This window comes from Thermogemmatispora carboxidivorans (assembly GCF_000702505.1).
GTDB lineage: Bacteria > Chloroflexota > Ktedonobacteria > Ktedonobacterales > Ktedonobacteraceae > Thermogemmatispora > Thermogemmatispora carboxidivorans.
The window spans coordinates 1384518-1399114 of sequence record NZ_JNIM01000001.1 but is presented as its reverse complement, the minus strand read 5'-3'; the positions used below and the strand labels follow the sequence as shown (position 1 = coordinate 1399114).

The following is a 14597-nucleotide window of genomic DNA, read 5'->3' as shown; positions in this document are numbered from 1 at the left end:
AGGTTGAGGAGTCACTCATCTTTCCCAGAGGAGCAGCTGCTACCCTGCTATCTGCCGGAGGCCAATCAGAGTCTGGGAGCAAGTCACATGAGGCCCCCAAAAAATACAAAGGAGCAGAGACTCACAGTGAGGAGAAAGGCGGAGGCGGAACGCTCTTCCTTGAGCGCCTTGAGCGGCGCGGCAGCGAGCCGCTCGACTGTATGCATGGGCACAGGTCGGGAGCATGCCTGAGAGGGCGGGCAGCAGCTCCTCCCCAGCTCCCTCCCTCATCGATTACTTTTCAGCCACACTGAGCTACGTTCATCTATCGCACCACCAGGCCACGATGATTCTGATGATTGCGACGCGCGCGCCAGGCGCGTCGAGGAGGATCAACCAGCCAGCTCCAGGCACATTGCGCCACATAGACGCCGAGCGGCAAGCGCGGCGTTGGCACCTCTTGACCGCCAGGCGCGGCCCGCCGCTGGAGAATAGCCTGACGTAGTTCCTCCGCACTCTGCCCGGGGAAGAGCGTGTAGGCTACGCCAATGTGCTGCCAGAAATGGGCATCGCTGCCACCTACCTCCGCCAGCTGCCATTGCTGGTTAGCCAGGCGCACTCTATGGCGCTGCGAGGCGTTAGCTGGCGAGGGATTGTACATCTCCAGGGCATCGATACAGTAGCCCTTGTTGAGAAGCCCTTCGATCCTGGCGCGGCTCAAGCTGGGCACCAGGCGCCCAAAGGGATGAGGCACGATGACCAGTCCTCCCTGGGCTTTGATCTCATCGATGGTCTCCTCTACTGGCCGCTGGGCACGAGGGGCCTTCTCTACAAAGAGTCCCAGGAGATGGCCATCACGCGTGGTAACCTCGACCCCGATCACCAGCTCCAGAGGCGTCACCGGCTCCGGACCGTCTCCGTCTGGACCCATAGCCTGCTCCCTGGCAAGCAATTCGGCCACACGCCAGGCCCCTTCAAGGTGGTCGTGATCGGTGACAGCGATGAGTCGTAATCCACGACGCCGCGCCTCCTTGATGACCTGAGCCGGACTGGCCCAACCGTCACCAAGGTTCGTATGCATATGAATATCTGCACGACTGTATCCAGCAGCAGTCATCAAAGCCATAGCGCTGGCCAGGCTCGTCTTATGATCATGAGCTGTCGCAAAAGAGAGTTCCTTCGTCACCTACAACTCACTCCTTGTTACACTGTTCCTCAGAATAGAGCGGCAGCGCGATGTAGAAGGTCGAGCCTTCGCCGGCGATTCCCTCGCTCTCCATCCAGATTGAGCCTCCCATCGCCTCGGTCAGCTGACGACAGAGATATAGCCCTAACCCTGCACCGCGCTGCATACTGTTGAGAGCGTTGGGTAGGCGCATAAACCTGGTAAAGAGGCGCGCCTGATCTGCTCGCGAGATTCCCGGCCCCCAGTCACGCACCGCAATCAGCGCAAAAGCGCCCGACGGCGGCCTGGCCGGGCAGTGCTGCCCCGCCAAAGAGGGGAGACAACAGAGTTCTTCCCAGCTCAGAGGTCGCGCCGAGATGGCGACGGGCGACCCCACTGGGGTGTATTTGAGCGCATTGCCAACGATGTTGAGGAGAATTTGACGCAGCCGCAGATCATCTGCCCATACCTGCAGATCCTCGGGTACCTCAATGGTCATGCTTCTCTCCTCACGCACCAGGATCGGCTCCAGAATCTCCAGGATAAGCATGACAGGACGAATAATCTGCACCGGCTCCATTTTGAGCATGACACGGTCCTGGTCAATGCGGCTGGCATCCATGACATTGCCAAGCAGCAAGACTAGCTCCTCACAGGCCCGACGCGCGTTGTTGATGAAACGGGCCTTGGCCTCTTCATCGAGCGATTCCCCAAAATCTCCCAGCAGCTCTAGATAGCCCTGAATGGCCGTCAGCGGCGTGCGCAGCTCGTGCGAGGCGGTCATCAGGAAGTGATTCTTCAGGCGCTCAGATTCTTGCGCCTGCTTGAGAGCTTCACGCAATTCTGTATAGAGCTGCGCGTTATTCATAGCTATGGCTGCCTGAATGCCAATCTCTTTCAGAAGCTCTAGATGCCTCTGGGTGTAGGCATGGGGACGATAGGACTGTACGGAGAGCAGCCCTAGCACTTTTTCTCCATAGCGCAGTGGGACAAAGAGAATCGATTCCGCCGGTCGGTTGCTCCCAAGGAGATTCGACCCCTCGTCGCTCGCTGCCAGACCCGCAAATTCAAGAAATTCTCGACTGGTCGTTATGAGTCGGCCAACTGGCTCATGAAAGAGAATATCATGCGTCTGCGGCAGAATGAGGCCGAACTCGACCGCAGGATACCTGATCCCGTCGTCGATTAAGAACTCCATTACCAGCTTCTCGCCCTCGACATCGCGGACATAGCGGGCGATATAAAAGGCATCGACCGGCATCATGGGCGCTACCTGGTCATAAATGGCCTGGTAGATGCTCTGCAGGTCCCCCGGGTCTTCAGGGGCCGAGAGCGCTCTCCCGATCTTGACCAGGGCTGCCCGCTCCTCGCTATGCCGCTTCAGCTCTTCGTAAAGCCGCGTGCCTTCAATAACAATTGCCGCCTGGTTGGCAAACAATTCAAACAGCTCCAGAATCTCCAGAGTTGGGCGCAGGCCGTTGAGAGGAGAATCGGGCGTCAGGAAGCCAAGAAGAGAGTTATCGGCGCCGCGCAGAGGCACGATGAGCAGATCCTCAACTTGCCATTCGGGGCCAAGATCTGGCTCGCCTAGCGGGGTGGAGTCCAGAGGTACAGCCTCGACGCGATCATCGACAATGATGAAGAAGCTGGCGAGGGTTGCGTCGCGCCAAATGGGGTCGCCTTTGGGCACAAAGTAGGAGTTGCCGATGCGGTAGCGCTCGCAGATCAGCTTCTTGACCGCCTCCTCGGGCAGGGGGTGCTCGATCAGGTAGCGATGCTGCTCCGGCGAGAGGCCCGCCGAGGCCCTCGCCTCAAAAAAACCGGCCCCGTTGTTGAGATAGAGCGCCGAATAGCGAAAACGGAGCGCCTTGCAGGCAGCTTCCGATACGCGCTGTAGCAACGTATCAGTATCCATTCCCAGGCGTAATGAGGCACCGATATCTATGATGTGGCGGAGCAGCTCCCGCTGCTGTCGCTCTAGGCTGCTCTCCTGCTGCCTGGTTGATCGCTGTTTCACACGATGCATTCCCCTCTTCATGCCTGAAGACGAGATGAGACCCGCGAGTCAAGCTCATTATAGCACAGTCTCAGCAGCTTCTTACAAATACGGGCTTCAGCTCCCTCCAGAGGCCATCTGCAGCCGCCATCGCTGCCGGCAATGGCTTCTCTGGCCAATCGAGAGAGGACTGGCTGGAGCGGCTTGCCTTTCTGGAGGAGAGACGGTATGATAAGCGGGGCCAGCCTGACAACAACATTCGTCGTTGGAAGAGGCAAGAGCCGCCTTTGCTTTATCCTGTGGTAGAGACCCGGTTTATGCAGATTGCCAGTCCCGCTAATCCACGTATTAAAGCGATCCGGACCCTGCGCCAGCGCCATGAGCGCGAGCGCAGCGGTCGCTTCTTCATCGAAGGTATTCGCCTGGTGGCGGAGGCGCTCCAGACAGAGGCTCCCGTTGAAACGCTGGTGGTGGCGCCTTCTCTGCTGCGTAGCGACTTTGCCCGTTCCCTTGTGGCCCAGGCCCAGGGGGCAGGTATCCCCATACTGGAGGTGAGCGAGACAGTTTTTAGCAGCCTCTCCCAAAAGGAGGGTCCCCAGGGTCTGGCCGCCGTTGTCCGTCAACGCTGGCAACGTTTGGAAGAGCTGCAACCGGCTCCCGGCGACTACTGGGTGGCGCTGCATGCCGCTCAGGACCCGGGCAATATCGGGACAATCCTGCGCACCGCTGATGCGGCTGGTGCTCGCGGAGTGATGCTGCTCGATCACTGCGCCGACCCCCATGATCCTAACGCTGTCCGCGCCAGCATGGGCGCCCTCTTCTCTCAGAGGCTTATTCGCGCCAGTTTAGCCGAGTTCTGGCGCTGGAAGGAGCAAACGGGCTGCACCGTGGTCGGTACCTCCGGAGCCGCTGCGACCGACTATCGCTCCCTACGCTATCCGCTTCCCCTGGTCCTGTTGATGGGGAGCGAGCGCGAAGGTCTCTCTCCCGCTCAACAGGCGAGCTGTGACCTCACGGTAAGCATTGCCATGAGGGGCCGCAGCGATTCGCTTAACCTGGCGATTGCCACGGCCCTGGTGCTCTACGAGATCTTCTATCAGCGCCGCTCTTCGCCTGTCCCCAGCTAGTTCCTGGCAACCTCCTGCGACTGGCCAAAGGACGACTGTGGCACTTCGGCGACAGGCTCGATGGTGACCAGTGTGGTGTGAAAGGTACTGCCACCGTTGAAGTCCGCCAGGCGATCGGAGGTCAGCCAGTTGATATTGCGTCCATCGGGACTGAAGCGCGGCCACCAGACGGAGCAGGCCGCCAACACACCTGGACGTACCTCATCGCTTACTTCGGCAAAGACCAGGCAGCTTCCCAGTTCGTTCGAGAGACGCACGAGCTGACCATCCCGAATGCCGCGCGCCCGAGCCTCGTCAGGATGGAGACGAACGCTGGGACGCCCTTCTTTACGACGCAAGGCTGCTACATTGCCAAAGCTGGAGCTGATGAAGTGATGCGCGCCCGGCGAGACCAGCACGAGGCGCTCGCGCTGCCCGTTGGCTCCAAAGCCAGCGGATGCTTCGCCCTCGGGGACCCAGTCGGGTAAGGGATCATAACCTAGCTCTGCCGCTTGCTGCGAGTAAAACTCAACTTTGCCGGAAGGGGTGCCAAAGCGTCCATCGGCGAAAGGCAGGCGTTGCGCTTCCGGGATGGCCAGCGCCACCCACCCTTCGCGCTGCAGGCGCTCCAGGGTGATGTCCTTCAGGAACGGCGAGTGTGCCGCTGTGGCCTGCAGCACTCCCCGGATGACGGCTTCGGCATCTTCTTGCAGCCAGGGTTCGGTGAAGCCCAATGCCTGCGCCAGTCCGCGCATGACATCCCAGTTGCTGCGCGCCTCTCCCAGTGGGGCAATGGCCTGAGCGTTGTATTGCAGCGCAAGATGGCCATAAGCCTTATGGAGATCGGTCTGCTCAAGCTGGCTGGTCGCCGGCAGCAAGATATCAGCGTAGCGCGCTGTATCAGTTTCAAACAAGTCGTGGACTACGACAAAGAGGTCGTCGCGCTGGAGGCCTTCGACGATTTTGCCAGCGTTGGGAGAGGAGGCCACCGGATTGGCGTTATAGACATAGAGGGCATAGATGGGCGGATCGGCTTCGCCGGTCAGCAAGGCCCCCAGACGATTCATGTTGAGGGTGCGCGGCGCTGGTGGACAGGCCGGGTCATGCTCGTGTTTGACCGCCTCAGCGTCCCACCGCAGCCAGTCGCTGGTACTATACATGACCCCTCCACCAGCCAGCCCATATTGACCGGTCAAGGCCGGCAGACAGAGCAGTGTACGGACAGTCTGCCCACCATTCGTATGGCGATTGATGCCATCGGTCACACGTAACATAGCTGGGGTAGTAGTGGCATAGGTGACGGCCAGCTCCGTGATGGTTTCGACCGGCAGACCGGTGATCGCCGTCGCGCGCTCAGGTGGATAACGCATGATGCGCTCACGCAGCTGCTCCCAGCCAAGGGTATGAGCATCGATCCAGGCCTGGTCGTGCAGGCCGCGGGTGACAATGACATGCATCATAGCCAGGGCCAGGGCCGCATCGGTTCCAGGATAGGGCTGGATATGCCAATCGGCAGAACGGGCCGTCAGAGTGCGCACCGGGTCGATGACGATGACTCGCGCCCCCTGGCGCTGTGCCTGCCGCAGGAAAGGCATGATGTGCGGGGCCGTACTTGCCGGATTGCTGCCCCAGATCACAATCAGTCGACTCTGCAGCAACATCTCTGGGGAAGGAGCCAGACGCCAGCCAATGGTGAGGCGTACCGCCTCCTCGGCAGCATATCCGCAGATGGCGCGCTTGAGTCGCGAGGCTCCGAGACGATTCCAGAAGCGCGAGTCGGTCACTGCCCCATTGACTAATCCCAGCGTGCCCGCGTAGCTGTACGGTAAGATGCACTGGGCTCCATGCTCGGCGATAATGCGCCGCCAGCGCTCACTGATCTCAGCAAAAGCCTCCTCCCAGCTGATGCGCGTGAAGGAGCCACTCCCTTTGGCTCCCCGACGACGTTGGGGATACAGCAGGCGCTCGGGGTGATAGACACGCTCCAGATAGCGATTGACCTTGGCACAGAGCCAGCCACGAGTAATGGGGTGATCAGCCCGCCCGCGCAGACTGACCGCCCTCCCTTGCTCGTCAACCACGGTCTCTAAAGCGCATCCATCGGGACAGTCATGGGGGCAAGCGCCGTAGACGAGACGCCCGGGCACCTGCGTCCCCTCTTTCTTCTCATCAGTAGAAGATGTGACCATGCGGAATAAGCTCCTCTACCAGTGAAGATCGCCGGCCCACTGCCCTCTTGCTCGCCAAGGCCAACAAGGTTAGGACCGGCTTTCCTCTTTCTCGATACGAAAAACCAGCTCCCCCGGGAAAGCGAAGCGTTCGAGCCGCCAGCCACAATCAGCAACCAGAGCGCGAAAGCGCGCTTCATAGTAGGCCGCCATCCCCCGTTTTCCACCACCCAGGCTCTGCCCAGGAAAGGAGACCAGCAGGTAGCGCGCACGAATAGCCCGCAGGAGCTGCAAGCCGGCCTCTGACTCAATATGCTCCAGACACGGCAGAACTTTCAAGACAAAGGCGAGATCGACTGTCAGGTCCGGCGGCGTCTGCACAATGTCGCAGACCGCGGCCTCACCAGGAACCTCCAGGATCTCTAGAACAGCTTGCAGAAAGGCCGCCAGATCCTCATAGATATCACAGGCATAGTAGTAGCAGGCGCTCCCACTGGCTCGAAAGCAAGGCATCCAGGGCAGGGCTAAGGGATGGAAGCCACAGGCTACATCGAGCACCCGCCTTACAGGCGGTAGATCGGCCAGTAAGCGCTCGTAAAAAGTGGGGAGCAGATTGAGCCGTTCACGGGTCGAGGCATGCCAGGCCATCGCCCGACGGCAGACGGCACGTAGCCGTTCCTCATCGCCGCTCGCCCGAGCCTGGCGTAGCTCTTCCAGCCAGCGCTCATAGGGAGCTGTGCCCGCCAGATACATGCCGGCAATCTGATGCAGCCGGCGCTTGGTGGCCTTGATCGCCTCCTCGAGGTCAGCAGAACGAGCGAGCTCCCGAGCACCAATAGCGGCGATCGTGCCCCTATACAGTGAGCGGTACTTGCGGCTCGCCCGCACCGCTTCAACCAGCTGTCTGAGCCGCTTGCTGCTCTCGCTGCTCTCGCTCACCATGCAACAGCATTTCCAGGCGCTGCATCAGCTGCATCATAAAGCGCAGGTTATGAATGGTCGCCAGGCGCAGAAAGAGGGCATCGTTGACCTTAAAGAGGTGATGCAGATAGGCCAGACTGTAGCGCGAACAGCAGAGACAGTCACAGAAAGTAGAGACCGGTCGCCGCTCGCGTCGCAGGCGCTCATCGCTGAGGTAGACATAAGTAAACCAGGCTCCATCGGGGTCAAGACGACTCGTGGTCGGGTCCTCCGTAAAGGAGTACAAGCGCGCATGGCGGGCGTCACGCGTTGGCATAGCGCTGTCGAAGAGATCGTACCCCATGCGGGCACAGGCCACCACATTGAGAGGGTGGCCGATCCCCAGGCCATGCAGCGGAAAGGTTGCCGGAATCAGCTCGCGCGTCCAGGCCACGATTTCGCTCAGCAGCTGACCCTCGCTGTCCAGCGGCCAGCCACCGAAACCAAAGCCATCAAAGCCCATCTCCAGCAGGGCCTCCGCACAGGCACGACGCAGCGCGAAATCGCCGCCGCCCTGCACGACGGCAAACAGCAGCGGACGCCGCTCGGGCGGCAGCTTCTTCTGCTCGACCAGGCGCACAAACTCGGCCTTGCCACGCCGCGCCCAGGCAATCGTCCGCTCAACAGACTCGCGCTGCCGCGAAGGCGGCTCGTCAGCGTGGGTACAGTCGTCCAGACAGACCACCACATCGCTGGCGTAACTGCTCAACTGCAACTGGATACTCTTCTCAGGCGTGAGCAAGAAGCGCCGTGTCGCCCCTTCCGGCTGAAAGGCCAGCCCCTTCTCTGTCAAGTGGCCATAGCGAGCATTCTGGCGAATCAATGAATAGGCCTGGAAGCCACCCGAATCGGTCACGATCGGACGCCGCCAACCACTCAGCGCATGTAGCCCACCAATGGCCTCCACTGCCGAGGAGCCAGGGCGCTGCATCAAATGGAAGGTATTCATGACGAGCGCCTGGACCCCACACTGCTCCAGGTCAAGACTGTCAACCGCCCGCACCACTGCCTGCGTCGCATCGGGCAAAAAAGCAGGTAGAGAGATCGTCCCATGTGAGAGCACCAGCGCTCTTGGCTTCTCCCGCGTGTCCGCACTCATCATCACTATGCCACTCTCGACTTGTTCGCTGCTCGCTACCGTCTATTCTTCAATGCCAGTACGATACCATAGGGCGCAGACGCGGGTCAAGTTCGCTCGGCGTCGAGGTCGGGCCGCGGCTGACCCCCAAGGCCATCAGAGGTCAGCCAGTCCAAAACAGCTTCGGACATCTGGGCCACGCTGTCCTGACGCTGCGAGCAACGTGGCAGCGAGTGCAGAATCAGCTGTCCATACTCCTTCGAGATCAGACGTCGATCAAAGATAATGACGCTATTGCGCTTTCTGCCGCCCCAGGCCAGGCGGTTGAGCGTGCGCCGCAGGCGCAGAGCGGCGACGGGGACGGTCATTTGATGGAGCTGGTCGGCATACTGCTCGGCGCGTGCTGCCAGAGGAGGATCATTGAGAGCCGGCATCGGCAGCCGGGTGATAAACAGGCAAGAGGGCAGCGTTGGTAGCTCTTCGACTCCCTCCCAGAAACCTCCCGCCCCAAAGAGCATTACCCGCGGCTGCTCTGCGAAGATCTGCCAGAGCTGACGCGGTGAGCCATCGATGCCATGACCAAGGAGAAGGATATCGCGCGTCTCCAGGGTGGCCTTGATGAAAGAGTATGAATTGCGCAGGGCGGCGTGAGAGGTGAACAAGACCAGGATCTGGCCCTCTAATGCTTCGGCCATTTGCAGAATGGCCTCGTCAAGGCGCCGCTGATACTGGGGCATATTTGGCTCAGGGACATCATTAGGAATATAGAGCAGCGTCTGAGCACAGCGATCGCCTTCGAGCGAATAGGCTGGGCAATGCTCCATCTCCAGCGCCAGCCGGCCCCGTACGAAAGAGAAGTCGCCGGCGACCGCTAAGGCCACGCCCGCCAGGATAGTCGCCCGCTGCGGAAGGAATAGCAGCCGCTTCAGCATGGGCGCAACCTGAATCGGCTGACCGTAGATGGCCGGGGCATGCTCCAGCGGCTGCTCCACGAGCGGGGCCGCCGGCGCGCTCTCTAAACCGCGAGGCTGCGGATGCCCAGGGGCTGGCGGAACTCGCAGCCAGTAGACCATCTCCCCTTCCGTGAGGGCAAAAGCCTGGTCCCCCTGCTCTTTCAGAACGCGCAGTCGCTGAGCGCTCATGGCAAACTCTGCCGCCAGGGCATCGCTTAACAGCCCCGGTCGCTCCTGGCGCGCTCTGCTGCGGTTGCCCATCAGCAGCAAGCGTTCAGCCTCCTGAGACAGCTCAATCACCGCCTGTAGACGCTGCGACAGCTGACGCCAGGCATGGGCCGCCTCATCCCAACTCTCCAGATTGAGGAGGGAGCGCTGGAGGCGCAGGGCCTGGTCAAGGCGTTCGGCGAAGCGGGCCGTCTGGCCCTGATTGCGTGTCCCCTGGGAGCGCCCACGCTCATGGCGAGAACTCTGGTTGGCAGCAGGGGCATGCAAAGCCTCATCCAGCAAGTGCGTTAGCGCAAGGAAAAAGTGACTTGCTGCCCCAGTGGCCTGGCGCAGGGCCTGGAACCAGGAGAGCAGGCGCGTATCCAGCTCGGTCCGCGTGACCATAGAAGAGGATGCCAGCTTCAGGGGAGTGGCGACGGACGGAGCAACCTCCTCGCGCAAGGCAGGAGCCGCGAGCGCCAGCAGGCCCTGGTAACGCCCATTGGGCAGCTCGATGCCGAGCGTCTGCAGGAGCGTTAGCAGGCGTCCATGACTCAGTTCTACCCCACTACGGCGTGCCCACTCCTCTTCGAGGAGATCAGCATCGAGAATGAGACGATAGGGAATCTCAGACAGGAGAGAATGGGAGGATGAGAGATCATCGAACAGCCCCGCATGAGTCGTCACCACAATCTGGGCAGCCCGCACGCGCTCCTCGGCTCGTTGATAGAAGCAGTAGCCCTTGCGACGATAGGCACAGCGCTCATAGATGCTGCCCAGGCGCTCATCGCTTGCTACGAGGCGCTCGCTTCCCGAACAGATGCGTTCCCAGCTGGCAACTTCGTAGGGCAAGAGCGTCAACTCGCCACGCTCACCCGTCAGCGTCTCCTGGGCCCACAGCGTAAACTTTGCAAAAGCACGAGCCTCCTCCGAACGAGGCCCACCTCCCACCCGCACTTGGGCGGCCCCAAACCAACGATGCAAACAAAGATAGCCATCGCGTTCAGCCAGATAGGCCACAGAGAAACGCGCTCCTAGCTGCTCCTGGAGGCGTGGTAGCAAGCTATCTCTGATGCGATAGGCCGCCTGAGTAGAAGCGCAGACGATCAGCAGACGAGGCAGGGGTCGCGAGGCCGCCTCTGTCTGCTTGGAGGCATTTTTGAGCCACTCAAGAGCCGTGAGCAGCAGTGGCCCATAATCATCACTACCGAGCGTAGTCTCGACCAGGGCTGTCCCACAGCGAGCAAAGGTCTCTTGCAGCTGATACTGCAAGGCAGCATAGTTATTGAGGTGCTGACGTTCGCACTCTGAGCGCCTGGCCTCAAGCAGGATCTGCAGGTCAGGCACAGCCTCCGGCGAGAAGAAGGTGAGAGCCTGAGCCTGGGAACGAGGGTGCCCGTCAGGGAGCGGCACAGTCTCCGGGGCCAGGGCAGGAAGCGGGGGGCCAGCGCGCGCTACTGCAAACGAGAGGACCCGCGGGTCCATGCCCAACTGCGTGGCGAAATGCTGACCAAGGTTGCCCCAAATGGAGCCGCGCTGCAGCCCTTGCTCGCGCTGACGCTCGCGCAATTCTTGGCGAAAGAAGGTCAGCAGCGGCCAATCGGGCGGGGCATCGAGATGGGCAAGCTCCTCAAGCGCGGCCAGATCTATTGCTTGCAGGCGCTCATAGAGGGCGAGAAAGACATGCATGGCCAGTAAAGTATCGGCCATCGCCCGATGACGATCGGGAGAGCTGGGCACCCCCAGGAAACGTGCCACGTAGCCCAGGCTGTAGCTCGGCAACGAGGGGAGCAGCACCGACGCCAGCTCGAAGGTATCGATCAGCTGGTTATGATAAGCCAGTCCCTGTCGGCGTAAGAAGCTCACATCAAAAGGGATGCTATGCCCAACAATCGGAAAGCTGCCGACAAACTGCTGGAGCTTGCGAGCGATCGCCTCAAACGAAGGTACCCCGATCAGCTGCCGCGGCGTAATTCCTGTCAGACGCTGCACCCGATAAGGGATGGAGCGCCCCGGAGCCACCAGCGTTTCGAGACGATCGAGGATCGTCGTGCCCTGGAACTTGATCGCAGCCACTTCGAGGATAGCATCTTGCTCTACATGCAGGCCGGTTGTTTCCAGATCAAGCGCGACCCGGATAGGCGGCTTCTTCCCCATAGGAAATCTTTCTCTCCTGCTTGCTCACTCGCTCTTATGCTCACCTGCTTGCTTGCGTACTCAGCGATCGCTGCTCTCCCAGCCGCAAGGCCAGGCTAAGGCAGAGTGTCGAGCAGGTCGGCAGAAGTAGCGAAGGGAGGCCAGCTTGCGAGCAGTCTCCGTGCCAGTTGAGCCGCCCTTCCCCGGTGACTGATGCGATGCTTCTCCTCCGGGGACAGCTCGGCTGTGGTCTTACCAAGCTCAGGAACGAGGAAAATTGGATCATAGCCAAAGCCGTTGCTACCGCGCGGCTCCTCGGCGATCTGGCCTTCTACAACCCCTTCAACCGTGCGGCAGTAGCCCCAAGGCTCCGCAATGGCTATGCAACAGCGGAAACGCGCCGTACGTTGCTCCGGTGGAAGTCCCTGCAGACGCTGCAAGATAAACCGGAAGCGCTCCTCGTAGGGCGTCTCCTGCCCCATAAAACGCGCGGAATAGACGCCAGGCGCACCGCCCAGGGCATCGATCTCGAGACCTGAATCGTCAGCCAGGGCCAGCAGACCCGAAGCTTTGGCATAGGCCCGCGCTTTTAGCTCGGCATTCTCGCGGAACGTTTGCCCGGTCTCCTCTACCTCCAGCCTCAGCCCAATGTCTACCGGCGAGACTACATGAAATGGCAGGTCCGAGAAGAGCGTGCGCAGTTCTTCTAGCTTAGCGCCATTCGAAGTCGCTAGTAGCAAGCGCCTTGGCTCTTGAGTGGGTTGATCGCTTGTCTCGCGTTGCTTCATCGATTTCAGATAAACACGGAGCAGACGCAGGTGGGAACACTTGTCTCTTGAGGCGCCGTTAGCGGGAACCGCTTCCCTTCCTTCGCCCTGATTTCCTGCGCAGGCAAGACCTTCTCAAGCCCGTTCGCTCCTTGTCCCAGGCGGATGATTTCAAATTTGATCCCATATTACCATACCGGGGCCACCTTGTCGAGAGGAGAAAGAGCCGCTAAGCGCCCTGCCACCGGTTTCGCGGGACCGCCAGCGGCTACTTCCATCTTATCGTCCCTCGCCCCACCTTCAACTTTTTCGCCGACTGAAACGTATCTTTCTTAGAAGAGCGAATGCTTAGACAAGCGAAGAAAAGCCTGTCAGACCAATCTGGATACGAGATGACGAGGTACCACTCAAACGGCGACAGCAACGCTGCTGGCGAACGAGCGAGGCAGCAACGGCGAGCCAGGCGCACAAGCGATCAAGAGACCTTGTCAATGGAATCAACCCTAGAGCCAGTGGGTACCAAACCAGGGCTTAGCGATTCTCCACAGCAGGAGCCACCGCTCCCGGCTGGCGGCTTTGCTTATCTCCTTCGATTGCTGCGCGAACACGACGGGCAGCTCTATCATCACTCGCTGGACGTCTACTTGCTTACAGCACCTCTCCTGCAGGCTCTCCGCCTGTCAGCGCATGAAAGTATCGTGATTGAGTTGGCCGCTCTTTTCCACGACCTCGGCAAACTGGCGCTGCCCAGACAGCTCCTCCATAAAGCGACAGCGTTAACCGCAGAGGAGTTCGCTCAGATCCGCACTCATTGCTTGAAAGGGGCCTTGCTCCTGAGCCGTCTGCAAGCTCCCCAGGTGATGGTGCAAGCCGTTTACCACCATCACGAGCGCTGGGATGGCCACGGCTATCCAACCGGACTGGCCGGCGAGGCGATCCCTCTCGGCTCTCGTCTGATTGCGATCAGCGATGCTTTTGCCGTCATGACCAGCGGGCGCAGTTACCAGGCGCCACGCTCTCCCCTCCAGGCCTTAACGGAGCTTCGCCGCCATGCCGGTACCCAGTTTGATCCCACCCTGGTTGAGCTTTTTGCTCTGGTCTTCAAGGCCCGGGAGACACTGCACCAGGTAACAGCATCGCCATTAGCTGGAGGAGCTCCTCTAGATCAAAAGGTTTGCGCAAGAGATAGATACCGCGACGGCGTAGCTCTTCAAGCGGTAGGTCATTCCAGGCTGTGATGAGCACCGTAGGTACGTTGCGCATGGTCTCAATCTCCTGCAGACGATCATACAGCTCTAGACCATGCATACGCGGCAGCCGATAGTCTAACAGGATCAGCGCCGGCCTGACATGCGGGGCGGCATAGAGCGTCAGCTCGCTCTCCCCGATCCACAGCGGGCGATAGGTCGTGCGCTCAAGAATGACCATTTGCAACAGCTCACTGACGTCACGATCGTCATCTATAATCAGCACCGTCTTGCTTTCCTTCATAGGTCAGCCTGCCACTACTCTCGGCAAAGAGACAACCATCTCTTTTCGATAGAATAAGCACTACACTCCTCCTTCGATAGAGACGCACCAGCTCCGCAAGAGGCACTACTCTTTCAGAGAGTACTATTCTGGCTCGCGCTCACCCCGACCTGTCTTCTTCCGACCCGCGGAGCCTCCCGCTCCCGGGAATGAGGACGCTCGCGCCGATCGAAGCGGATAGCCTTTCTGCCGGCATGCATCTCCACCGCACTGCCAGCCACTTCCGGCGCCTGCGCGCGGCCCGCCACCCCCGGCCTCGGCCCAAAACTGGTGCTTGACAGCCGCTCGAGATGAGGGGTATAATCAGAGGCAGCAATAGCCCAGGTGGCTAGTTCGGTCTGGAGTAGTCAGGGGCGGAAGGTGCAGTCCTTTGCTGCCCCATTGCTAGCCGGTGTAGCTCAGTGGTAGAGCAGCGCCCTCGTAATGCGCAGGCCGTCGGTTCGAGTCCGACCACCGGCTCTTTTTTTTAGATCGCTGCTGGTTCCTTTGCTCGCCACTCCAGGCTTCGCCTTACAGCACGGCTTCCCCTGCCTCTTCGTTCACCGGAAACTC

The 14597-nt window shown here is 60.4% G+C and carries 9 protein-coding genes, 1 tRNA gene and 1 pseudogene; 3 read left to right on the top strand and 8 right to left on the bottom strand.

Annotated features, from left to right (window positions below):
* Positions 1-304 precede the first annotated feature (304 nt).
* Both N688_RS05545 and N688_RS05540 read right to left on the bottom strand, forming a co-directional pair.
* On the bottom strand, positions 305-1165 hold the full coding sequence (locus tag N688_RS05545; RefSeq protein WP_052888347.1) for a PHP-associated domain-containing protein: 861 nt from the start codon (positions 1163-1165) through the stop codon (positions 305-307).
* Between the two features lie 7 nt (positions 1166-1172).
* Complete coding sequence (locus N688_RS05540) at positions 1173-3161, bottom strand: sensor histidine kinase (RefSeq protein ID WP_162179502.1); 1989 nt, start codon at positions 3159-3161, stop codon at positions 1173-1175.
* Positions 3162-3457: 296 nt separating this feature from the next.
* On the opposite strand from N688_RS05540, the gene N688_RS05535 reads away from it, so the two are divergent.
* A complete protein-coding gene (locus N688_RS05535; protein ID WP_052888345.1) occupies positions 3458-4267 on the top strand; it encodes a TrmH family RNA methyltransferase in 810 nt (269 codons plus the stop codon).
* Here the strand turns inward: N688_RS05535 and N688_RS05530 are convergent.
* From N688_RS05530 to N688_RS05510, 5 genes are all read right to left on the bottom strand, one after another.
* Entirely contained in the window at positions 4264-6435 is a 2172-nt protein-coding gene (locus N688_RS05530; RefSeq protein WP_052888344.1) for a molybdopterin-containing oxidoreductase family protein, read from the bottom strand. The genes N688_RS05535 and N688_RS05530 overlap by 4 nt on opposite strands.
* A 69-nt stretch (positions 6436-6504) precedes the next feature.
* Positions 6505-7356: a 16S rRNA methyltransferase gene (locus tag N688_RS05525; protein WP_052888343.1), complete on the bottom strand. Its 852-nt coding sequence runs from the start codon at positions 7354-7356 to the stop codon at positions 6505-6507.
* Positions 7307-8476: a tRNA-ribosyltransferase family protein gene (locus tag N688_RS05520; protein ID WP_202901845.1), complete on the bottom strand. Its 1170-nt coding sequence runs from the start codon at positions 8474-8476 to the stop codon at positions 7307-7309. The genes N688_RS05525 and N688_RS05520 overlap by 50 nt, the downstream gene beginning before the upstream one ends.
* A gap of 83 nt (positions 8477-8559) precedes the next feature.
* Positions 8560-11769 carry an exonuclease domain-containing protein gene (locus tag N688_RS05515; protein ID WP_052888342.1) on the bottom strand — a complete coding sequence of 1070 codons (3210 nt, stop codon included), beginning with the start codon at positions 11767-11769 and terminating at the stop codon, positions 8560-8562.
* Positions 11770-11864: 95 nt separating this feature from the next.
* Complete coding sequence (locus tag N688_RS05510) at positions 11865-12536, bottom strand: XTP/dITP diphosphatase (RefSeq protein WP_052888341.1); 672 nt, start codon at positions 12534-12536, stop codon at positions 11865-11867.
* Between the two features lie 323 nt (positions 12537-12859).
* Here N688_RS05510 and N688_RS23940 point away from each other — a divergent pair.
* A pseudogene (locus N688_RS23940) lies at positions 12860-13582 on the top strand (HD-GYP domain-containing protein); the annotation flags it as partial.
* Positions 13583-13616: 34 nt separating this feature from the next.
* Here the strand turns inward: N688_RS23940 and N688_RS23470 are convergent.
* The gene (locus N688_RS23470; protein WP_052888340.1) at positions 13617-13988 is read right to left on the bottom strand and encodes a response regulator; all 372 of its coding nucleotides are present in this window, start codon (positions 13986-13988) and stop codon (positions 13617-13619) included.
* A 444-nt stretch (positions 13989-14432) separates the two neighbouring features.
* Here N688_RS23470 and N688_RS05500 point away from each other — a divergent pair.
* Positions 14433-14504, top strand: a tRNA-Thr gene (locus tag N688_RS05500).
* The last annotated feature ends 93 nt before the right edge of the window (positions 14505-14597 follow it).